The following is a 21,107-nucleotide window of genomic DNA, read 5'->3' as shown; positions in this document are numbered from 1 at the left end:
GGTCTCCTTTATGTTTTAAGTAATTACGTTTGGTTGTACAAACAACTATAATAGTAAAAGAGCGCTCATTTATGAATCGAGCTGCCCTGCTGCAAGATGCGTAGCTTTTGTTAGTGCTTTCCCTTCTTCTTCTCCTAAAATATCAGAGTAAGTTCGGTAAAGATTTTTCCACGCTTTCTCGAGTTCTGTTTGGATCTCAATGCCAGCTTGTGTTGGATGAATGTGCGACATCTTCCCCTGCACTTTGCGTTCTGCAAGTCCTTTAACGACAAGCTTATCCACAAAACGCGTAATTGTACTTGGCGTCATATGAAGTTCTTCCGCCAGTTCCGATTGTGAGATTCCTGGTTTGTTGTTCACGAGCATCATAAGAAAACCATGCGTCGGAGAAATCCCAGTCGGCCTGAACGATTCCTCTGCCATTTTTGTAATGATGCGAGAAAGCTTGTTTACAGTAAAGTATAAGCAGTTTTCTAGATACTTTTCGGGCATTAATTGCACCTCTTTACGTTTGATACGTTGTTTGTACATACAACTATAAATTGTGTAGCATGTAAAGTCAATGAATAATAAATCGTTTTGGACATTTGCGCTAAAAAAACAGCTCTAAAATAAATAGCATTAGTAACAGTACACGAAATCCAACCAAATTAGGGAGCTTGGCGATTGCCAAGCTTACAAATCAATCATTATAGTAGTCTTACAGAGGTTGAAACGATCGTGTTGGAGGTTGAATCCAAAAGTTTTAGTCTCGAATCCAAAAGTTTTTCGCTTCAATCCACGAGTTTTGGCCTTCAATCCACAAGTTTTAGGCGTTTATCCACGAGTCTACAATCCTCGACATTTATCGACATGCTCTCTACAGCAAGCACAGCAAGCCCCAACAAAAAAAACCCACCACATTGGCAGGTTATTTCGCTTCTTCCTCTTCATGAACGCGGTCGAGCACCATCGCATAAGCGTCGTTTCCGAAATTCAAACAGCGTTTTACGCGTGAAATCGTCGCAGTACTCGCACCCGTTTCACTCTCGATCTTGTGATACGTCTTTCCTTCACGCAGCATGCGTGCTACTTCAAGTCTTTGCGCAAGAGATTGAATCTCGTTCATCGTACAAAGATCATCAAAGAAACGATAGCATTCTTCCATATCTTTTAGCGATAGAACTGATTCAAACAGCTGATCTAGCGCTTTTCCTCGCAGTTTATCAATTTGCATGTAACATGCACTCCTTTTTTAATGCATCTTAACCGAATCTGCCATGCCACTCGGTACAATGTTGATCCATGTTTTACCCGGAACAAACGCTCCGCCGTCCGGAACGATTCTTCCGTTTTCGTTTTTCCACGAAATGTTTTGTGCGACACCGTTCTGTATTAGAATAGCATCTCCGCCTGACGTTAAGTTGATCTCACGTCTGCCGGCATCATCGATTACCCGGTGGGCCGCTTCAACAATGAATACATTATTTACAGTGATTGGGGTTTCGGTTTCGCGGTCTATAGTCGGTTCATTGTTACTGCTTCTCGCGTACGTCTTCTTTTTATCAGAGTACGTAAAACCTACCGTATCTCCACCTTTATACGAAATCGCAACTTCATCCGCTGGTGTTCCCTCTATATCTGAAGCACCCTTACTCGTAAGAAACGGAAGCATGTCTTGATCATCCGATTCTTCAGCTCCGATTTTCTTCATCCCTTTTTCAATATTTTCATAGGTGATGTAAGAGTTGTGAGGGGCTTTTCTAAAATCAGCTCGTTCAAAAAGACTTCCGTCATAGTCCATTCCGTTCAATTGATCGACTCTGCCGCTATAGAGAATCTCTTTCGCTTCTGGACTGAAGCCATGTGCTACGAACAAAGAGTTGTAGCCTTCTGAGAGTTCAATATAATAGTCTCTTGCGCTCCGAACTGGGCCTACTACGTCCGGCATCTCACTTTGAAAAATCGCTAGAAAACGAGTGAGTTCTCCCTCAGCTAATACTTCGTACACAATGTCTGCTTTATGAAGTCCTGATTGAGGTCTTGCTTTCGAGTGGTTGTTCACCATAACAGCAACCGCCCGGTGGTCGACCTCGTCATTCGTTCCTAAGCCAGTCAATGGAAAAAATGAAGTGTAGGCTTCTTCTTGTTTATCTTTTTTAGAATCAGATGCTTCAGCTTTATCTACTTTACCGTCTTCTAATACTTTATCTCTTGCGTCTTTACATGCAGACAGCGTTAATACCGTGATGATCGCCATCAAGATGATGTACCATTTTTTCATTGGGCTCACTACCTTTGTATCGTATTATTTTGCCCAATCCTTTTCTATATTAACGCATAATCGAAGGAAAGAGTAACCCTTTCTTTTTTACATCGTAAATGCCTCTTTGCGTAATGCGGATGTATGGCAAGTGTGTGGAAGAAAAGAACAGAAGAGAATAGATCGGATCTTCGTACTGATACCCGCGCTCTCTTAGGGCATTCGTCAGCCTTTTTTCTTCTTGTACTAGTTCTTCTATGCCAAGATTCGACATTCCTCCCGCTAACGGAAGTTTTATTTCAGCAACAATCTCGCCTTTCTCAGCAAGCACGATGCCCCCGCCGACCTCTTTCAATCGCTCGAACGCCACTGCCATATCTTTTTTGCTCTTACCAATTATGAGCAGATCTCCGGTGTTGGAATAAGAGCTCGCAAAGCCATACAGATTCTTGGCAAAACCTTTTACAATGGTGTTCGTTCTCCACTTTCCATCTTTATCGATCAGCATTAAGAAGCACTCATCTGATTCTTCGTTAATTTCTTCAGAAAAAGGATTGATCGATACATTATATGGCCGAGTAATGACACTATTGTACATTTCTATTCCAACGAGACCAGAAAACTGAAAGTCTTCGTCGTGAAGATCCCAATTGATCTCTCTTTTTCGTATACCGTGTCCTTCCCAATCAAACGCAAAATCTTTGTCTTCACTAACATCCTCGCCATCACGCTTCATCCATTTTCCTTTCGCCAAAACAGAAACAGGTAGAGGATTCGAAATATCATCTAAAATGTTCAAATGCGCCACGCGTCCAGGAGCCACCATACCGAAAAGGTGATCCAGGCCATAATATCGCGCCACATTATAGGAAACCATCATATACGCATCAACTGGATCGATTCCAGCTTCAAGCGCGATCTCAAGCATTTTATCAGTCACGCCTTCTTCATAAAACGCTGGTGTTGAACCGTCCGTTGTAAAAAAGATTCGCTCATAGTTCGTGATGCCTTCTTCTTTCATCTGGCGCAAAAGTTTAGGCAGATCTGGACGGATGGATGAATAACGAAGAGATACTTGAAGCCCAGCGTTCAATCGGTCCATCACTTCCGTACCAGTCATCGCCTCGTGATCGCAGTCTACCCCAAGCAATGTCATCGCCGTTAACGTTTTTTCTGATGCACCTGGCAGGTGGCCTTCGATCTTCTTACCCGCTTTCTTCGTCTTCAGCATCCAGTGAAGCAATGTATCATCACCTTGGAGTACGCGCGGCCAGCTTGTTAATTCTCCGCCTTGAAGAACATATGGGCTTTCAAGCAGCTGTCTAACCGATTTTTCAGAGAAATAATTCTCTTCTTCTAAAAGCTCTGTTTGCGCGTCATATCGGCACCACCAAAAGAAATTAGACGGCAGATCGTTCACGTCTTCCATAAAAGAAAGCGCTTTCGAAATACTCATTTCAAAAAGCAGCATAAAGTTATCGGCTAAAAATACAGACGTCCCGCGTTGCAATGCATATCGGGAGAGCGACTGGGGATTATAAAGTTGAAACGGATGACAATGCGGTTCAATATATCCAGGCACAACAAACTTACCTTCGAGATCCGTAAATTCCGTTCCGGAGTCTTTTGCAGGCAGCTTATCGCCCACATAGATAATACGGTCTTGAAGTATCCAAATATTTGCCTTTACCCATTTTTTTAAGGCTGTGTTTAAATAAACAGCGTTTTTTAAGACAAGTGACGGTGCCGATTCACCTTGGATGACAGCCACTTGTTTGCGCATTTGCGCTTTTGTCCAAAACGCGATGTGTTGGTTCATGTTGGATCACCTGTCTTCTCTGAAAATTTCGTTTTTTCAAGAATACCATATTCATCAAGCAAATTGGTGAAATTCGAAGGGAGTATCTTTATGAGACAAAATATTGGTTTAGTTAACAGCATGATTCGGATTATTGCCGGCTTAACACTGCTATCGGTTTATACGGCAAAACTTACACGCAAGCCATACAAAGAATCGTATATTTTAATGATTTTAATGGCGGCAATGAAAGTGGCAGAAGGAATCGTTCGCTACTGCCCAATGACGGATTTGCTTCACAAAAGCAAAGAAATGAACGACATGGATCTAGGTAATATCGCAAAGGAAGGTTCACCTTTTAATCCTTCTTAATCCGAAGGGGGAACATCATGCCGACTCATTCTATTTTAAAAGGCAACAAACCGCTTTTTAGTTTATTGGTCGTTGTCTTTATTACTCATCTAGGTTCTTATCTTGTTCTGCCTGTATTGCCCATCCTTTTAAAAGTGGAAACAGGTTTAACGGCAGCACAGATTGGGTTTACGCTAGCTGTCATCTCCGTTTTTATGCAGGTCGGAAGTGTGGTCGGCGGCGTATTTGCTGACCGGACAGGCAGACGTTTTATTATTGCATTAGGTGCTCTTATACGAGCTGGAGGGCTAATTGGTTTCGCTTATTTTTCAACCTATTCTCTCATTCTGTTAACAGCAGCAGTTAGTGGATTAGGACTTGGGCTAAACGCACCTTCAACGAAAGCATTTATTTCTTCACTCGTGAAAGATGACATGAGGTCTACTGCGTTTTCACTTCGTGGTATTTTCGCAAATATCGGTATGGCAATTGCGGGGTTAATGGTGTTTGCCTTGTTTACAAATAATTCGAGACTTATTTTTATTACGGCAGCTGTCATTTATTTAGGCGCGAGCATGATCAGCTGGTTCTTCTTGCCGCCAGGCTGCGGGGATGAGAATTGCGGTGAGGTGAAATGGAGTGAGTACAGGCAAGCGTTAAAAAACATTCCCTTTCTCATGTTTGTTATCGCCACGATCTTTGTTTGGGCACTTTACGTTCAGTTCGCTTTAGTGCTTCCGCTTCGTGCTGAAAATGTGTTGGCCAACGGAAAAGATATCAGCATTATTTGGACCATTAATAGCATCACGGTTATTTTAGTGCAGACACTTATCACCAAAAATATCATCCGCAACATCCACCCCTTAACTGCTGTAGGTTTAGGAACGATCTGCATCGGTTTATCACTTGGAAGCTTGTACTTTGCGAATACCCTGTTTTTCTTCGTGTTTGCCGGGCTTATCTTTATTACAGGTGAGATGTTGATCATGCCGACATTGGATACTTCTATATCTCAGCTTGCAGCGGCAAAGTTTCTTGGAATGTTCTTTGGATTAGCAAGTGTTTTTACTGGTATAGGTGAAGCGATCGGAAACTCTTTAGGAGGCAGATTGTTTGAATTTGCTGATGGCGGTCAAAGTGCAGTACCTTATGTAACTTATGCTGCAGCTGGTATTGGAATCTTCGTTGGCATGCAGCTGCTGCGTCGCTGGAAACCATTGTCCATCATCCAACCGCCTAAACTGACACCGACAGCAGCACCCAACACCGATTCAGCAACATCACATCCTAATCCAATAGAAGAAGGCTGACGAACGAGCGGAGAATGAAGTCCGCTGTCAGTCAGCCAAAAACTTTAAAAAGGAGGTCAACAGAACCATGAGCTCAGAATACTTAATGGACACCGCATTTCTATATATCCTGCTCATCGGCGGAATTATCGCCATCTCGTATGTTTTTATTAAGAAGAAACGTGTGAAATAGCTTTAAACCCGATATCTTTACGGTAAAATGATCCTTCGCACGTAATCTTCCTCATTTCAGCGTATACCTTTTCTTGTGCTTCACTTAGCGATTTTCCTTTAGAAGCAACTAATAGCACTCTGCCGCCATCTGTTTTAAGAGAATTATCCGCAGATTTCGTACCTGCATGAAACACACTCGTTTCGTTCTTTATATTTTGAAGTCCTTCGATCACTTGAGGTTCAGAGGATGAAACAGGATATCCATCAGAAGCTAGAACAACGCCAAGTACGGATTCTTCAGACCATTGAAGCTCCGGCTTTTTACTGTCTAACAGAGATAATAACAGCTCTGATAGATCGTTTTCCAGCCGAGGCAGGATAACCTGTGTTTCAGGATCACCAAAACGCGCGTTAAACTCGATCACCTTTGGACCTTCTGATGTTAAAATCAAGCCTGCATATAGAATTCCAGTAAAAGGTGTTCCTTCTTGTTTCATGGCTAAAACCGTTGGCTGTACAATTTCTTGAATCGCTTTTTGAACAGCGGATGCTGGAATTTGCGGCACAGGAGAATATGCCCCCATTCCCCCTGTGTTTGGACCTTTATCACCGTCATAGGCACGTTTATGATCTTGCGCAATTTCCATCGGAAGTACGATCTCATCATGTACGAATGACATTAATGAAAACTCTTCACCTTCAAGAAATTCTTCAACGACGACTTTTTCACTCGCCGCCCCAAAACGCTTGTCTACCATCAATTCGTAAAGTCCTTCTTCAGCTTCTTCTAGTGTTGCAGCTACAATAACGCCTTTGCCAGCGGCAAGTCCATCCGCTTTTAATACGATCGGCGCCCCATTCTCTCGTACATAAGAAAGTGCCTTATCGTAATCCGTAAACGTTTCTGAAGATGCCGTTGGAATGCCGTACTTTTTCATGAGGTTTTTTGCAAACGATTTTGAGCCTTCGATCTGCGCTGCTTCTTTTGAAGGACCGAAAATCATAAGTCCTTCTTCTTTAAAACGATTTACGATCCCGTCTAGAAGAGGTACTTCAGGACCAACAAACGTCAGAGCAATCTCTTCAGATTTTGCAAAAGACACAAGCTCATCAATGTTGTTTTCTTTTATGGAAACACACGTTGCTTGTTCCGCCATACCTGGGTTTCCTGGTGCAGCAAACACTTGTGTAACACTCGGGCTATTCGCAAACTTCCACACGAGCGCATGCTCACGCCCACCTTTGCCAATTACAAGAACGTTCATGGTTGCTACCTCCTTTATTAGCTTTGAAGTTTTTGAAAGCTGTTGATCTCCGTTCCAGGTGCTCGCTTTCCGCGGGGCAGGCGGTGAGCCACATTCGTACGTTTCACGTATAAGTGTCTCACCCGCCCGCCTGTCCCGCAGGAGTCTCGACCTTGCACTCCAATCAACTTTTCAATGAAGAAATGAAAAGACTCTTATCTATAAGATTATTGCTTTTTTTTAATATGTTTTTTCCTCTAGCAAGTTGATTGTAGCGGAAGGTTGCCTGCCTGCCACATGAGAAGCTTCTCGCAAGGCATGCGACGAGGAAGTCACTTCGTTAGCATAAATTTGTAGACGCAGGAGCAGAGAGACAACCTTGAAGCGGTCAGGTGGAGACTCCTAACGGCGCAAAGCGGCAGGAGGCTCACCGTTCGCCCCATGGAAAGCGTGCAACCTGTAGCGGAAATCTACTACTTTCAGCTAAACAACCTTCTGAAAAGAATTAATGCTTAAAGTGCCTTACGCCTGTGAACACCATCGTGATTCCGTGTTCGTCTGCTTTTTTGATAGAATCTTCATCCTTGATGGATCCGCCTGGCTGGATAATTGCTGTTACGCCAGCGCGTGCCGCTGCTTCTACGGTGTCATCCATCGGAAAGAACGCATCTGATCCTAATGCTGAGCCTTGTGCACGATTGCCTGCTTGTTCAATGGCAATCTTGGCTGCGCCAACACGGTTCATCTGACCTGCACCAACGCCTACCGTCATTTCATCTTTCGCTAAAACGATCGCGTTTGATTTCACATGCTTTACAACTTTCCAAGCAAGCTTCAAATCTTTCCACTCTTGCTCAGTCGGCTGACGTTTTGTAGGAATTGTCACGTTCGCATCATCTAATCCGAAAACATCTTCATCTTGAACGAGCATTCCGCCAGAAACGGTTGTGATTTTCTTCGCGATCCCGTTTCTCTCTGTAAAATCTAGTTTTAACAGACGGATGTTCTTCTTTTTTGTTAGAATCTCTAACGCCTCATCTGTAAACGAAGGAGCAATAATGATCTCAAGGAAGATCTCGCTTAACTTCTGAGCTGTTTCAGCATCCACTTCTGTATTAGCTGCAATGATTCCTCCGAAGATTGAAACAGGGTCCGCTTCAAAAGCTCTTGTGTAGGCTTCAAGAATGGTCGCACCTGTTCCCACTCCACATGGATTCATGTGCTTAACGGCAACAACTGCAGGATCAGTGAACTCTTTTACAATAGAAAGCGCTGCATCTGAGTCGTTGATGTTGTTATATGAAAGCTCTTTACCGTGAAGCTGTTCAGCATCTGTTAAAGAAAGCGTTGAACTCAAAGGTGTTGCATAAAAAGCTGCTTTCTGATGAGGGTTTTCGCCATAACGAAGATCCTGCTTCTTTTCATAAGTTACTGTAAACGATTCTGGATGCTCTTCTTCTACAGCAGTTGTTAAATATTCAGCAATTAACGCGTCATATGCTGCAGTATGACGGAACGTCTTCGCTGCAAGTCTGCGGCGCGTTTCTTCACTTACCGCTCCTGCACTCTCAAGTTCACCCGCAACTGTACCATAATCTTTTGGGTCTACAACCACCGTTACGTATGCATGGTTCTTCGCTGCAGAACGAAGCATACTCGGTCCGCCGATATCGATGTTTTCAATCGCATCAGAAAAAGTTGTCCCCTCTTTTGCAATCGTTTCTTTAAACGGATATAAATTCACGACAACAAGATCAATCGGAGAAATCTCGTTTTCTTGCATCGCTTTTTTATGTGTATCATTGTCACGGACAGCAAGAAGGCCGCCGTGAATTTTAGGATGAAGTGTTTTTACACGTCCGTCCATGATCTCAGGAAAACCAGTTACTTCAGAAATCCCGATTACAGGGATACCCGCGTCTTGTAACGCTTTTTTCGTTCCGCCTGTAGAGATGATCTCTACGCCGTGACTGGCTAGTTTTTCTGCAAAGGGAAGTAATCCTTCTTTGTTTGATACTGAAATGAGTGCTCGTTTGATGCTCATCGTACGATGCCTCCTACGGTGTCTTTTTGTAATAGTTTGCTAATGATGGCTGGGTACAATTGGTGTTCTGCTTTCTGTATACGCTCCTGCAGCGTAATCTCTGTATCGCCAGGCAATACGGGGATTCTTACTTGTTCAATGATCGGTCCTGTGTCCATCCCACTGTCTACATAATGAACGGTTACGCCTGTTTCTGCAACATTGGCTTCCAGCGCCTGTCCGACAGCATTTTTACCAGGAAAAGCAGGCAGATAGGATGGGTGGATATTGACGATCTTGCCTTCGTAAGCGTCTAATAGAACCTCGCCAATCAGTCGCATATAACCTGCCAAAACGATGAATTCCACGCCGTATGCATGCAGCTCACTAACGATTTCTTTTTCAAAGTCAGCTTTTGTTGCAAAGGTTTTTGGCATGAACGTAAAAATAGGAATACCTTGCTTTCGTGCACGGTCCACCACTTTTGCTCCTGGCTTATCGCACACTAAAAGCTGAATGTCCGCCTGAAGCTCTCCTGCAACAACCGCATCTACGATCGCTTGAAAGTTACTTCCGCTTCCAGAAGCAAATACAGCTATTTTTCTCATTCGATACTTCCTCCGCCAAAGATCACACCTTCACCTTGTTTAACGCGCCCGATGATGTAAGGTTTTTCACCTGTTTCTTCTAAAAGACGGATGATTGGAAGCATATTTTCTTCTGAAACCGAGAGCACCATACCAATTCCCATGTTAAACGTCGTAAACATCTCTTTACGTGTCAAGTTCCCTTTTTCCTCGATCAGATCAAAGATTTCAGGAACCGGCCATGAGCCATAGTCCACTTCTGCCGCAAGACCTTCAGGCAGCATACGCGGAATGTTTTCAATAAAACCACCGCCTGTAATATGGGCAACACCGTTTACTTCAAACTGGTTAAATACTTCGAGCAATGGTTTTACATAGATACGAGTCGGTGTTAAAAGCTCTTCACCAAGCGTTTTAGAAAAGCCTTCAATCTGCTCGTTCAAATCAAGACCAGCTTTATCTAATAAAACTTTACGAACGAGCGAAAAACCATTGGAATGAAGCCCGTTTGAAGCAAGCCCGATTAATACATCGTTCTCACTGATAGAAGATCCGTTTATAAGCTTTGATTTCTCTGCAATTCCAACAGTAAACCCAGCAAGATCATACTCTTCACTGTTATACATCCCAGGCATTTCTGCTGTTTCACCACCGATGAGTGCGCATCCTGCCTGCTCGCAGCCATCTGCGATTCCTTTTACAATCTGCTCAATTTTCTCAGGGTGAAGTGTGCCGCAAGCAATATAGTCCAGGAAATACAGCGGCTCAGCGCCTTGCGCTACAATGTCGTTCACACACATGGCAACGGCATCAACACCAATCGTGTCATGCTTATCAGCAGCAAATGCGAGCATCAATTTTGTCCCTACACCATCTGTTCCTGAAACGAGCACAGGCTCTTTATGCGAGAAGCCTGATAGATCGAACATTGCACCAAATCCGCCTAGTCCTGCCAGCACTTCTGGACGCTTTGTTCTGAGCGCATGTTTTTTGATGCGATTCACCGCTTCATAACCTGCTTCGATGTTCACTCCTGCTTGCTTATATGCTTCTGCCATCGTCTTCTCCCCCTTTAAACAAGCTCTTTTTCATATGGTAAAACCGTATCTGGGTAAATTTCTGTTGGATATCGTCCTGTAAAGCATGCTAAACATTGCCCGCAATTCGGCTCTGCATTCGAACGTCCAATCCCCTCCATCAACCCTTCAACAGAAATAAAAGCTAATGAATCAGCTCCGATAATTTCACGGATCTCATCAACGGAATGCTTAGAAGCGATGAGTTCTGCACGCTCTGATGTATCAATGCCGTAATAGCATGGATGAGCGATCGGCGGTGCGGTAATCCGCACATGAACCTCTGTCGCGCCCGCGGCACGCAGCATCTTCACAATGCGGCGGCTCGTCGTTCCGCGTACGATCGAATCATCGACCATCACGACACGCTTGCCTTCTACGATTCCTCGAACAGGCGATAGCTTCATCTTTACTCCAAGTTCGCGAAGCTCTTGAGAAGGCTGAATGAATGTTCGGCCAACATAGCGGTTTTTGATCAAACCGATCTCATACGGAATACCGGATGCCTCTGCATAACCGATTGCCGCTGAAATACTGGAATCAGGCACACCTGTTACAACATCCGCTTCGATCGGTGCTTCCTCAAACATCTTTTTCCCAAGGCTTTTACGCGCTGCATGAACGTTGATTCCTTCAATGTTGCTGTCTGGTCTAGAAAAATAAATATATTCCATCGAACACATGGAGCGCTGAACAGATGTTGAGAACGTATCAACCGTTAACCCATCTTCATTAATGATAAGAAGTTCTCCTGGCTGCACGTCACGCACGTATGTTGCTCCAACTACGTCAAAGGCACACGTTTCAGAAGCGACTACATACGCATCACCAAGCATGCCTAGAGACAATGGACGCAGTCCGTTCGGGTCCAATGCTACCATCATTTCGTTTTCTGTCATGACTAAGAATGCATACGCGCCTTTTAGCATCGTTAATGCGTTCTGCACTTTTTCTTTTAAAGTAAAATAACCGCTGCGCTTGATCAAGTGAGCAAGAACTTCTGTATCCGATGTTGTCTGAAAAATACTTCCTTGCGATTCCAGCTGATGCTTTAGCGCATTGGCATTCACCAAGTTTCCGTTATGTGCAAGAGCAAGTGAGCTCGTTTGCGAACGGAACAATAATGGCTGAACGTTGGCAAGCTCGTTGCCGCCTGCAGTGGAATACCGAACATGGCCGATTGCACCATGTCCGATTAATCCTTCTAGTTCGCCTTTGCTGAACACATCGTTTACTAAGCCGCTTCCTTTATGAATGCGTAACCGCTCACCGTCTGTTACAACGATTCCCGCTCCTTCTTGTCCTCGGTGCTGCAGGCTGTGCAAACCGTAATACGTTAGTTGCGCAGCATCCGGGTGACCCCAAATACCGAAAACACCACATTCCTCGTTTAAGCCTTTGATGTCAGCAAGCATGGAATAGCTCCTTTCCAGGCGTCTTGCATCTCCTGGAGCGTACAGGATAACAACTCTTCACCCTGCTCATTATCGATCGCTAGACCGCTCTCAGAACGTACAAAACCTATGATTTTTGCGTCTTTTACAAGCTGTTGGAACTCATCTTGATTTTCTGGTTTTACAGTGACTAAGAAACGGGATTGAGATTCTCCGAAAAGACTTCCAATCGGCTCATCTGTCAGCGTAACGCTCGCTCCTACTTTGCCGTCCATCACAGACTCAGCAAGTGCTACAGACAATCCGCCTTCTGCTACGTCATGCGCAGATTGAATCAATCCTTTATGAATCGCCGCTAAAAGCTCACGCTGTCTTGTTTCTTCTACTTCTAGATCGATGTGAGGCGCTTTACCGAAAATGCGTCCTTCTTTCATCTTTTGAAGCTCACTTCCGCCAAATTCAGCTTTGCTCTCACCAATTAGATAGATGATGTCGCCCGCTTCTTTAAAATCTTGCGTCACAATATGTTTTGTATCTTCAATCAAACCAACCATTCCAATAACTGGCGTTGGGTAAACGGCTACACCGTTTGTTTCGTTATATAGTGATACGTTTCCGCCGATCACTGGCGTTGCCAGTTTGTTGCAAGCGGCGCTCATACCGTCAGCCGACTTTTCAAGCTGCCAAAAGATCTCTGGCTTTTCAGGATTTCCATAGTTTAAGCAGTCTGTAACAGCAAGCGGCTGTGCACCAGAGCATACGAGATTACGAGCTGCCTCAGCAACAGCAATCTTACCGCCAACTTCAGGATCAAGATATAGATAGCGAGAGTTACAGTCTGTTGTCATCGCTAACGCTTTCTTCGTTCCTCGGATTCTTACAACGGCCGCATCCGATCCAGGTGCTACAACGGTATTCGTGCGCACCATATAGTCGTACTGGTTGTAAACCCACTCTTTGCTAGCGATCGTCGGCTGCTTTAAAAGAGATAGCAACGTAGACTTGAAGCTAGTAATCTCCGGGATATAATCTTCTTGCGCTTGAAACTCAGCATAATACGCCGGCTCTTTTGATGGCTTATGATAAACTGGCGCATCTTCTGCAAGAGCATCTACCGGTACATCTGCTACGATCTCACCTTGATGAGTAAGGCGCAGTACTTGTTCCTCGATAACCGTTCCAACTGTTACACAATCTAGATCCCACTTCGCAAAAATCTTTTCTACCTCATGTTCGCGGCCTTTTTCAACAACTAACAGCATGCGCTCTTGAGATTCTGATAGCATCATCTCGTACGCCGTCATTCCTGTTTCGCGCTGTGGAATAAGATCAAGGTTCATCTCGATTCCCATACCCGCTTTACTCGCCATCTCAGCAGACGAACTTGTAAGGCCTGCCGCACCCATATCTTGAATCCCTACAAGTGCATCACAGTTATGAATAAGCTCTAGACATGCTTCCATAACAAGTTTCTCCATAAAAGGATCTCCAACTTGAACAGCCGGACGCTTTTCTTCTGATGCTTCAGAAAGCTCTTCAGATGCAAACGTTGCACCGTGGATTCCGTCACGGCCAGTTTTCGCCCCAACGTACATCACAGAGTTTCCAGCACCCTTTGCTTGGCCCTTCTTAATATCTTTGTGATCGATCAGACCCACACACATCGCGTTAACGAGAGGATTTCCTTCGTACGATGGATCAAATTGGACTTCTCCACCTACTGTCGGGATTCCGATACAGTTGCCGTAACCTGCGATACCCGCTACCACTTGCTCGAACAAATACTTCACGCGCGGCGATTCTAATTCACCAAAACGAAGTGAGTTCAGCATCGCGATCGGACGCGCTCCCATCGAAAAGACGTCACGAATGATTCCGCCAACACCTGTTGCAGCTCCTTGGTAAGGCTCGATCGCTGAAGGATGGTTATGAGATTCGATCTTAAATACAACCGCTTGACCGTCACCAATATCCACAATTCCAGCACCTTCACCAGGACCTTGCAGCACGCGTTCACCTTTCGTCGGAAACTTGCTTAGTACAGGCTTTGAATTTTTATAAGAACAGTGCTCACTCCACATAACGGAGAATAGACCTGTTTCCGTCCAGTTAGGAGATCTGCCGATAATCTTTTCTACGAGTTCAAACTCTGAATCACTTAAACCCATTTCACGGTATAATTTTTGTTCTTTAATTTGTGAACTTGTTGGTTCATGTTGCAGCGACATAACGTTCCCTCCAGCTCTTCACAATAGATTGAAATAATTTAAGACCATCTTTGCTACCTAAAAGCTCATCAACCGCGCGCTCTGGATGCGGCATCATACCGAGTACATTGCCCTCTTTGTTCGTGATGCCTGCAATGTTTTCAACGGATCCGTTCGGATTGTTTTTATACGTGAAGACGATCTGGTTGTTTGCCTTTAGCTGTTGCAGTGTCTCTTCATCGCAATAATAGTTGCCTTCACCGTGCGCTACAGGAACAGATATCACTTCCCCTTTTTCGTACTGAGAAGTGAAGGTTGTCGTTGCGTTCTCAACCACAAGCTCTTCTGGCTGGCAGATGAATTTCAATGATTCATTGCGGCGCATTGCTCCTGGTAAAAGTCCTGTTTCCAATAAAATCTGAAATCCGTTACAAACGCCAAGAACTGGTTTTCCTTCTTTAGCTGCTTTTACAACTTCCGTCATTACGTTTGAAAATTGCGCGATGGCGCCAGTGCGGAGGTAATCTCCGTAAGAGAAACCGCCTGGCAATAAAATACCGTCAAATTGACTTAAGTTCGTTGCATCATGCCAAACGTACTCAACTTCTGCGCCGAGCTCGTCTTTTACAGCATGATACATATCTGTGTCACAGTTTGATCCTGGAAAAACGATTACAGCAAACTTCACTGTGCAACAACCTCCTCCACCTCATACCGGTAGTCTTCAATAACCGGGTTGGATAAAAGTTTAGAACACATGTTAACGATTTTCTCATCTAGATCGTAGTCGCCTTTTTGAAGCGTTAACTCCAGATACTTACCAATACGTACATCTTCAACTTCTGACTGTCCCATTTTATGAAGCGAGCTCATCACTGCCTTGCCTTGTGGATCTAATACACTCTCTCTTAACGTTACATACACTTTTACTTTGTACATGATAGGCCTCCTAGACGTTGTAGTATTTTTTCATAAGCATCTGTTAAACTTCCTAATTCACGGCGGAATACATCTTTATCGAGCTTCTCGTTCGTTTCTGCATCCCATAAACGGCATGTGTCAGGCGAGATCTCGTCAGCGAGCATTAAGTTTCCGTTTGCATCTGTTCCGAACTCCAGCTTGAAATCAACGAGCTTTACGTTTTTCTGAGCAAAATAAGATGTTAGCACTTCGTTGATCTGTAAAGCTTGTTCTGAAATCTGATCGAGCTGTTCTTTCGCCGCCAAATTCATGATGTCGATGTGCTCTTCTGTAATAAGCGGATCTCCAAGATCATCATTTTTGTAATAAAATTCGATGATTGTTCGCGGAAGGATTTGTCCCTCAGGAATCCCGGTGCGCTTTGATAAAGAACCTGCTGCGATGTTGCGAACAACCACTTCTAAGGGAATGATGGTTACCTTCTTAACGAGCTGCTCTGTTTCTGAAATGCGTTTTACAAAGTGAGACTGAATGCCTTTGTCTTTCAGCAGTTCAAATAGAATGGAAGAGATCTCGTTGTTCAGTCTGCCTTTTCCTGCGATTTCTGCTTTCTTTTCACCGTTGAATGCTGTTGCTGAGTCTTTGTAGCTTACCCAAACCACTTCTTCGTCTGTTGTGCTGTAGATGCGTTTCGCTTTTCCTTCGTATAGCTGCTCTAGCTTCTCCATCCTGACCCCTCCGTTATATGAAGATTCCCAATATTCGATCTTTTAAAAAAGGCAAAGAGAAAGAGAGCTCGATATATCACTCTCTTTTTAGTTGAAGTACTGCAAAAAAGTCTGTTTAATCTTCGTAGCTTGAAAGAGGTTGATTTCCGTTCCAGGCACTCGCTTTCCGGGGGGCGTGCGGTGAGCCTCTTAGCGCTCTGCGCTGTTAAGAGTCTCACCTGTCCAGCTACAGCGGCTAGCCCCTCGAGGTCAAAAGTCAAACGGTCATGAAGGCAAAAAACGCCTTCTTAGCCCATTCGCCTTTTGCTTGTCGGGGCTGGACGAGCCGCTTTCGCTTTTCGGACTGCCCCGCTCGTCCCCCAGGAGTCTCGTACCTTCCACTACAATCAACTTTTCAGTGATGTTCAAACATAAAAGATTTACAACTAACCATTTATTAAAGCAATTCTTCTTATATAAAACCCTTTAAAGTCCTAATCTGTCGAAGATCGTATCTACGTGTGACAGATGGTAACTGTAATCAAAGCATTCAGAGATTTCTTCAGGTGTTAATTTTTCGGTGATTTTTTGTTCAGCTTCTACTAATGTTCTGAACTGTACGCCTTCTTCCCAAGCTTGCATCGCTTTTGGCTGTACTGTGTCGTATGCTTCTTCACGTGCCATGCCTTTATCGATCAGTTTGAGAAGGACACGCTGTGAGTAGATCAATCCGTATGTGCGATCCATGTTGCGCTTCATGTTTTCTGGGAACACGGTTAGGTTCTTGATGATGTTGCCAAAACGGTTCAGCATGTAGTTCAATGCGATCGTTGCATCTGGTAAGATCACACGCTCAGCGGATGAATGTGAGATGTCGCGCTCATGCCAAAGTGATACATTCTCATAAGCTGTCATCATGTAACCGCGGATCACACGAGCAAGACCAGTCATGTTTTCAGAACCGATCGGATTGCGTTTGTGAGGCATAGCAGATGATCCTTTTTGACCTTTTGCAAAGAACTCTTCTACTTCACGCGTCTCACTCTTTTGAAGGCCGCGAACTTCTGTAGCGAACTTTTCGATGCTCGTTGCGATAAGCGCCAACGTTGACATGTAGTGTGCGTGACGGTCACGCTGCAATGTTTGAGTTGAGATCGGTGAAGCTTCTAGACCTAGCTTTTCACAAACATATTTTTCAACGAAAGGATCGATGTTTGCATACGTTCCAACCGCTCCAGAGATTTTACCGAAACGAACCGTGTCAGACGCTTGCTTAAAGCGTTCTACGTTGCGTTTCATCTCTTCGTACCATAGAGCAAGCTTCAATCCGAACGTTGTCGGCTCAGCATGCACCCCGTGCGTACGACCCATCATAACCGTATATTTATGTTCTTTCGCTTTCTCAGCTAGAATCTCAACAAAACGATCAAGATCTTTTGCTAAAATATCGTTTGCTTGTTTTAAAAGGTAAGATAGTGCTGTATCAACTACGTCTGTGGAAGTCAGTCCGTAATGCACCCATTTGCGCTCTTCTCCAAGTGTTTCAGATACCGCTCGTGTAAACGCAACAACATCGTGGCGTGTTTCTTCTTCAATCTCTAGGATACGGTTAATATCAAACGACGCATTTTCGCGAAGCTTCTTTACGTCTTCTTTTGGGATGTCACCTAGTTCAGCCCAAGCCTCACAAGCAAGAATCTCTACTTCTAGCCATGCTTGGTATTTGTTTTCATCTGTCCAAATCGCTCCCATTTCAGGGCGTGTATAGCGTTCAATCATTGTGTTACCTCCGTTTTGTTATCACTTAAAAATAGTGCGGACACTTTTTCAGCTTTTTCAAGTGCCTGTTCAATCGTATCACCTAAAACCGTGATGTGCCCCATCTTACGTTTCGCTTTCGCTTCTTTCTTTCCGTACAGATGCAGTTTCGCTTCTCCTAATTTACCGATCTCGCGTAACACAGTCTCATGATGTTCTCCTAAAATGTTGATCATCACGGCTGGTTTTATTAAATCCGTGTTGCCGAGCGGCCAGTTGCATACTGCGCGCACGTGCTGATCGAATTGTGAAGTTTCACACGCTTCGATCGTATAATGCCCGGAGTTATGCGGACGCGGCGCCAGTTCGTTTACATAGATCGTACCGTCTTTTGCGACGAACATCTCTACGGCAAGCGTTCCAACAAGCTCTAGTTCCGTTGCGATTGACCCCGCTAGGAGCTTTGCTTGATCCGCAGTTTCGTTTGTGATGCGTGCCGGTGCGATTGTTTTATGCAGGATATTATCTTTGTGTATATTCTCTGCGATTGGAAACGATTTAACCTCACCGCTCACACTTCTTGTGATGATCACAGATATTTCTTTTTCAAAATTAACCCAGGCTTCCAGCACACAATCTGTCTCTTTCTCTAAAAGTGTTGCTGCAATCTCAAGGTCACTTTCCTGCTTGATCACAAACTGCCCTTTCCCGTCATAACCGCCTCTGCACGTTTTGAGTACAGAAGGGTAACCTAAATCTTTAATTGCACTTTGTAACGAGCTGAAATCTGTTACTGGACGATACGGTGCGACAGGTACACCTGCTTTTTGAAGCGTTTCTTTTTCTTTTAAACGGTGCTGCGTGACTGCCAAGAGTCGGCTTCCTTGTGGTAAGTTCGCATTCTCTTCCAGCCAGTTCGCACTAACTGCATCTATGTTTTCAAACTCGTATGTGACAACATCGCTTCGTTCTGCAAGCTCTTTGATGCCTTCGCGATCGTCATAAGCCGCGGCAATCTGCTGATCCGCGACCTGACCGCATGGTGAATTCTCACCTGGCTCTAAAACAACAACATTCAAGCCCATTTCTCTTGCACTTAATGCCATCATGCGGCCGAGCTGTCCTCCGCCTAATATTCCGATTGTTTGTTGTGGTCGTATTGTTTTATACAAGCTGCTCACTACTTTCAATCGCCATTTGTTGTGCTGTAGCACGGCGTTGTTTTAACCGCTGTTTTATTCCTTCATCATGTACCGCTACCATCTGAGCAGCTAGAAGTCCTGCATTCGCTGCTCCGGCTTTGCCGATGGCTACCGTTGCAACAGGAACGCCTTTTGGCATCTGAACGATGGATAAAAGTGAATCCATACCGTTAAGCGCTTTGGATTGAACCGGTACACCGATAACAGGCAGAATCGTTTTTGCTGCAACCATTCCTGGCAAGTGAGCTGCACCGCCTGCTCCAGCTACGATTACCTCAATACCTCTCTGTTCCGCCTCTTCTGCGTATTGGAACATGAGATCTGGTGTACGGTGTGCAGAAACCACTTTTTTCTCGTAAGCTACTTCGAGTTTATCTAGAATGTCACACGCTTCTTTCATTGTTTCCCAATCTGAAACACTTCCCATGATCACGCCAACTTTAGCCATGGCAGCCTCCTTATTGTCAGAAAAAATAAAAAAGTCCAGTTAGTATGCTTCTCCCTAAATATGAGAGAAAGCAGCCAACTGGACATACGTATCCGATAAAAATAGACAGAAAGATGCTTTCCCTCATAGTCTGATGAAATAACGGTCATCAGGTAGAGACTTACGGGCCATATTCCCGAAATTATATGAGGGCTTTATTCTTCTGGTTTTATTGTAGCAATGGACGTTTTGTTTTGTCAACAAAAATCGAACATTATGTATCATAAAATACTTAATGTTCGTGTTTTGCTCTTATTTGATGAGTTTACCTTCAAAAACAATCCTTTGTTCCTTTACTTCTGGTTCCATTCTTCCGTTACGCTTCACTTCATGAAAAACAGGCTCTTCCATACGGCGTACTGGCGTATAGCCCTCATTGGCCATACGATCCAGACAATCGGAAATGGTTTCTCCTGCTTCAACAGAAAACTTCTTCTTAGAAGGTTTCTTATCCATCTGTTACCTCCTGATGCCCTTGACCCAAAATCCGCCATGAAACGCTTTCGGCTCATGTGAAATAATAAATGCCTTCGGGTCCAAATCTTTTACTGTATTATATAGGTTCATTTCTGATTTACGCGATGTTAAGATCTCCATCATCAAACGCTGTCCTTCACGACCTTCTGCAAGCCAGTTTGTAACACCATATCCTTTGTTGCGAAGCTCGTTCGGCAGTCCGCCTGCAAGATCAGTTGTAATAACGTTAACCGTAGTATATCCAAGTGCCAGCTTTTCTTCAATCTTCATTCCTACTAAAACACCAATTCCATAACCAACCGCATACGCAATCAGATTTTGAATCTCATTTAAGTTATCTAATACAAGCCCGAGGCCAACCACATAGATAATTACCTCGAACACACTAATAAAAGCAGCCAGGTACCTTTGTCCTTTAAGCGTCAGGATCATCCTGATCGTAAAAAACGAAACGTACACAATATTGATCAATAATATGATCCCAACCATAACAAATGCGTTATCCAACATGATGGCAAGCCTCCCAAGGTGAAAAATACTTCGTTAAGAATAACACTTTTTGGACAAGTTGGAAACTGGAGAATAGATGCAAAAACAGTTGTAGATTTAATGTGGAGTTTGATAGGTGGTTTGGTAGGAAGTTTGGCGATGCCAAACCACCATATTCTTGCTTTGATGATTAATGGTGTTGGTGTTGGTGTCGGTTGAGGCGACTGCGTGCTGCTCGTTTGTGAGGAATTGAGTCTTCTCAGCAATTATTGAGTCTAATTTATAATTATTGAGTCTGACGGAATGATTATTGAGTCTAAATTTAATTTATTGAGTCTATTTTCGATTTATTGAGTCTGTTTGAAAATTAGTATAGATGATTAGATTATCAATAAACAAAAAAAGATGGAACGAACATAAAGTTCGTCCCACCTTCTTTGCCTAGCGACGTCCTACTCTAACAGGGGGAGACCCCCAACTACCATCGGCGCTGAAGAGCTTAACTTCCGTGTTCGGTATGGGAACGGGTGTGACCTCTTCGCCATCATCACTAGACCTTATCATGACGTTAACCATGATTTATTAAATGTAGAGAGTATGTTCTCTCAAAACTAGATACGACGTTTCCAAACGTTATGCATTTTAAGGATAAGCCCTCGACCGATTAGTATCTGTCAGCTC

General features: G+C 44.0%; 23 protein-coding genes, 1 rRNA gene and 1 riboswitch. Of the genes, 4 read left to right on the top strand and 20 right to left on the bottom strand.

Going from position 1 to position 21,107, the window contains the following annotated elements:
* Positions 1-69: 69 nt before the first annotated feature.
* The 4 genes from P8610_RS09930 to P8610_RS09915 form a co-directional block, all read right to left on the bottom strand.
* A complete protein-coding gene (locus P8610_RS09930) occupies positions 70-492 on the bottom strand; it encodes a MarR family winged helix-turn-helix transcriptional regulator (RefSeq protein WP_394604253.1) in 423 nt (140 codons plus the stop codon).
* Positions 493-910: 418 nt separating this feature from the next.
* A complete protein-coding gene (locus tag P8610_RS09925; RefSeq protein ID WP_066242834.1) occupies positions 911-1,216 on the bottom strand; it encodes a YerC/YecD family TrpR-related protein in 306 nt (101 codons plus the stop codon).
* Between the two features lie 18 nt (positions 1,217-1,234).
* Positions 1,235-2,263 (bottom strand): DUF3048 domain-containing protein, encoded by a 1,029-nt coding sequence (locus P8610_RS09920; RefSeq protein ID WP_394604252.1) that lies wholly within the window; start codon positions 2,261-2,263, stop codon positions 1,235-1,237.
* Positions 2,264-2,312: 49 nt separating this feature from the next.
* Positions 2,313-4,061 carry an adenine deaminase C-terminal domain-containing protein gene (locus P8610_RS09915; RefSeq protein ID WP_289497351.1) on the bottom strand — a complete coding sequence of 583 codons (1,749 nt, stop codon included), beginning with the start codon at positions 4,059-4,061 and terminating at the stop codon, positions 2,313-2,315.
* Between the two features lie 90 nt (positions 4,062-4,151).
* Between P8610_RS09915 and P8610_RS09910 the strand changes: the two genes are divergently transcribed.
* From P8610_RS09910 to P8610_RS09900, 3 genes are all read left to right on the top strand, one after another.
* A complete protein-coding gene (locus P8610_RS09910) occupies positions 4,152-4,412 on the top strand; it encodes a YgaP family membrane protein (RefSeq protein WP_066242825.1) in 261 nt (86 codons plus the stop codon).
* Positions 4,413-4,429: 17 nt separating this feature from the next.
* Positions 4,430-5,701: an MFS transporter gene (locus tag P8610_RS09905; RefSeq protein ID WP_394604251.1), complete on the top strand. Its 1,272-nt coding sequence runs from the start codon at positions 4,430-4,432 to the stop codon at positions 5,699-5,701.
* 67 nt (positions 5,702-5,768) lie between these two features.
* The gene (locus P8610_RS09900) at positions 5,769-5,873 is read left to right on the top strand and encodes an EYxxD motif small membrane protein (protein WP_353958323.1); all 105 of its coding nucleotides are present in this window, start codon (positions 5,769-5,771) and stop codon (positions 5,871-5,873) included.
* Here P8610_RS09900 and purD read toward each other — a convergent pair.
* From purD to P8610_RS09825, 15 genes are all read right to left on the bottom strand, one after another.
* A complete protein-coding gene (purD, locus tag P8610_RS09895; RefSeq protein WP_394604250.1) occupies positions 5,851-7,119 on the bottom strand; it encodes a phosphoribosylamine--glycine ligase in 1,269 nt (422 codons plus the stop codon). The two genes, P8610_RS09900 and purD, sit on opposite strands and share 23 nt — an antisense overlap.
* 17 nt (positions 7,120-7,136) lie before the next feature.
* On the bottom strand, positions 7,137-7,277 hold the full coding sequence (locus P8610_RS09890) for a hypothetical protein (RefSeq protein WP_394604249.1): 141 nt from the start codon (positions 7,275-7,277) through the stop codon (positions 7,137-7,139).
* Between the two features lie 326 nt (positions 7,278-7,603).
* Entirely contained in the window at positions 7,604-9,142 is a 1,539-nt protein-coding gene (gene purH, locus P8610_RS09885; protein WP_394604248.1) for a bifunctional phosphoribosylaminoimidazolecarboxamide formyltransferase/IMP cyclohydrolase, read from the bottom strand.
* Complete coding sequence (purN, locus tag P8610_RS09880) at positions 9,139-9,729, bottom strand: phosphoribosylglycinamide formyltransferase (RefSeq protein ID WP_394604247.1); 591 nt, start codon at positions 9,727-9,729, stop codon at positions 9,139-9,141. Before purN ends, purH begins: the two co-directional genes overlap by 4 nt.
* A complete protein-coding gene (purM, locus tag P8610_RS09875; protein WP_394604246.1) occupies positions 9,726-10,766 on the bottom strand; it encodes a phosphoribosylformylglycinamidine cyclo-ligase in 1,041 nt (346 codons plus the stop codon). The genes purN and purM overlap by 4 nt, the downstream gene beginning before the upstream one ends.
* A 14-nt stretch (positions 10,767-10,780) precedes the next feature.
* A complete protein-coding gene (gene purF / locus P8610_RS09870; RefSeq protein ID WP_289497359.1) occupies positions 10,781-12,199 on the bottom strand; it encodes an amidophosphoribosyltransferase in 1,419 nt (472 codons plus the stop codon).
* A complete protein-coding gene (gene purL / locus P8610_RS09865; protein ID WP_394604245.1) occupies positions 12,175-14,406 on the bottom strand; it encodes a phosphoribosylformylglycinamidine synthase subunit PurL in 2,232 nt (743 codons plus the stop codon). Before purL ends, purF begins: the two co-directional genes overlap by 25 nt.
* Positions 14,390-15,073: a phosphoribosylformylglycinamidine synthase subunit PurQ gene (gene purQ, locus P8610_RS09860; RefSeq protein WP_394604244.1), complete on the bottom strand. Its 684-nt coding sequence runs from the start codon at positions 15,071-15,073 to the stop codon at positions 14,390-14,392. Before purQ ends, purL begins: the two co-directional genes overlap by 17 nt.
* Positions 15,070-15,324 (bottom strand): phosphoribosylformylglycinamidine synthase subunit PurS, encoded by a 255-nt coding sequence (gene purS / locus P8610_RS09855; protein WP_137791366.1) that lies wholly within the window; start codon positions 15,322-15,324, stop codon positions 15,070-15,072. Before purS ends, purQ begins: the two co-directional genes overlap by 4 nt.
* A complete protein-coding gene (gene purC / locus P8610_RS09850; protein WP_394604243.1) occupies positions 15,312-16,034 on the bottom strand; it encodes a phosphoribosylaminoimidazolesuccinocarboxamide synthase in 723 nt (240 codons plus the stop codon). Before purC ends, purS begins: the two co-directional genes overlap by 13 nt.
* A 465-nt stretch (positions 16,035-16,499) precedes the next feature.
* Positions 16,500-17,792, bottom strand: a complete 1,293-nt coding sequence (gene purB, locus P8610_RS09845) for an adenylosuccinate lyase (protein ID WP_153236641.1) — start codon at positions 17,790-17,792, stop codon at positions 16,500-16,502.
* Positions 17,789-18,943, bottom strand: a complete 1,155-nt coding sequence (gene purK, locus P8610_RS09840) for a 5-(carboxyamino)imidazole ribonucleotide synthase (protein ID WP_394604242.1) — start codon at positions 18,941-18,943, stop codon at positions 17,789-17,791. The genes purB and purK overlap by 4 nt, the downstream gene beginning before the upstream one ends.
* On the bottom strand, positions 18,936-19,421 hold the full coding sequence (gene purE, locus P8610_RS09835) for a 5-(carboxyamino)imidazole ribonucleotide mutase (RefSeq protein WP_394604241.1): 486 nt from the start codon (positions 19,419-19,421) through the stop codon (positions 18,936-18,938). Before purE ends, purK begins: the two co-directional genes overlap by 8 nt.
* Before the next feature lie 106 nt (positions 19,422-19,527).
* Positions 19,528-19,630: riboswitch (purine riboswitch) on the bottom strand.
* A gap of 82 nt (positions 19,631-19,712) precedes the next feature.
* Complete coding sequence (locus P8610_RS09830; protein ID WP_289497367.1) at positions 19,713-19,916, bottom strand: NETI motif-containing protein; 204 nt, start codon at positions 19,914-19,916, stop codon at positions 19,713-19,715.
* Between the two features lie 3 nt (positions 19,917-19,919).
* Positions 19,920-20,447, bottom strand: coding sequence for a DUF2179 domain-containing protein (locus P8610_RS09825; protein ID WP_066242783.1), 528 nt, complete (start codon positions 20,445-20,447; stop codon positions 19,920-19,922).
* A gap of 18 nt (positions 20,448-20,465) precedes the next feature.
* Between P8610_RS09825 and P8610_RS09820 the strand changes: the two genes are divergently transcribed.
* Complete coding sequence (locus P8610_RS09820; protein ID WP_394604240.1) at positions 20,466-20,645, top strand: hypothetical protein; 180 nt, start codon at positions 20,466-20,468, stop codon at positions 20,643-20,645.
* 220 nt (positions 20,646-20,865) lie between these two features.
* On the opposite strand, the gene rrf is transcribed toward P8610_RS09820, so the two are convergent.
* Positions 20,866-20,981: ribosomal RNA gene (gene rrf, locus P8610_RS09815) — 5S ribosomal RNA — on the bottom strand.
* Positions 20,982-21,107 lie beyond the last annotated feature (126 nt).

The sequence above is a fragment of the Fictibacillus sp. UD genome, assembly GCF_043558025.1.
Taxonomy (GTDB): Bacteria; Bacillota; Bacilli; order Bacillales; family Fictibacillaceae; genus Fictibacillus.
This window is presented reverse-complemented; position numbering and strand designations above follow the sequence as displayed.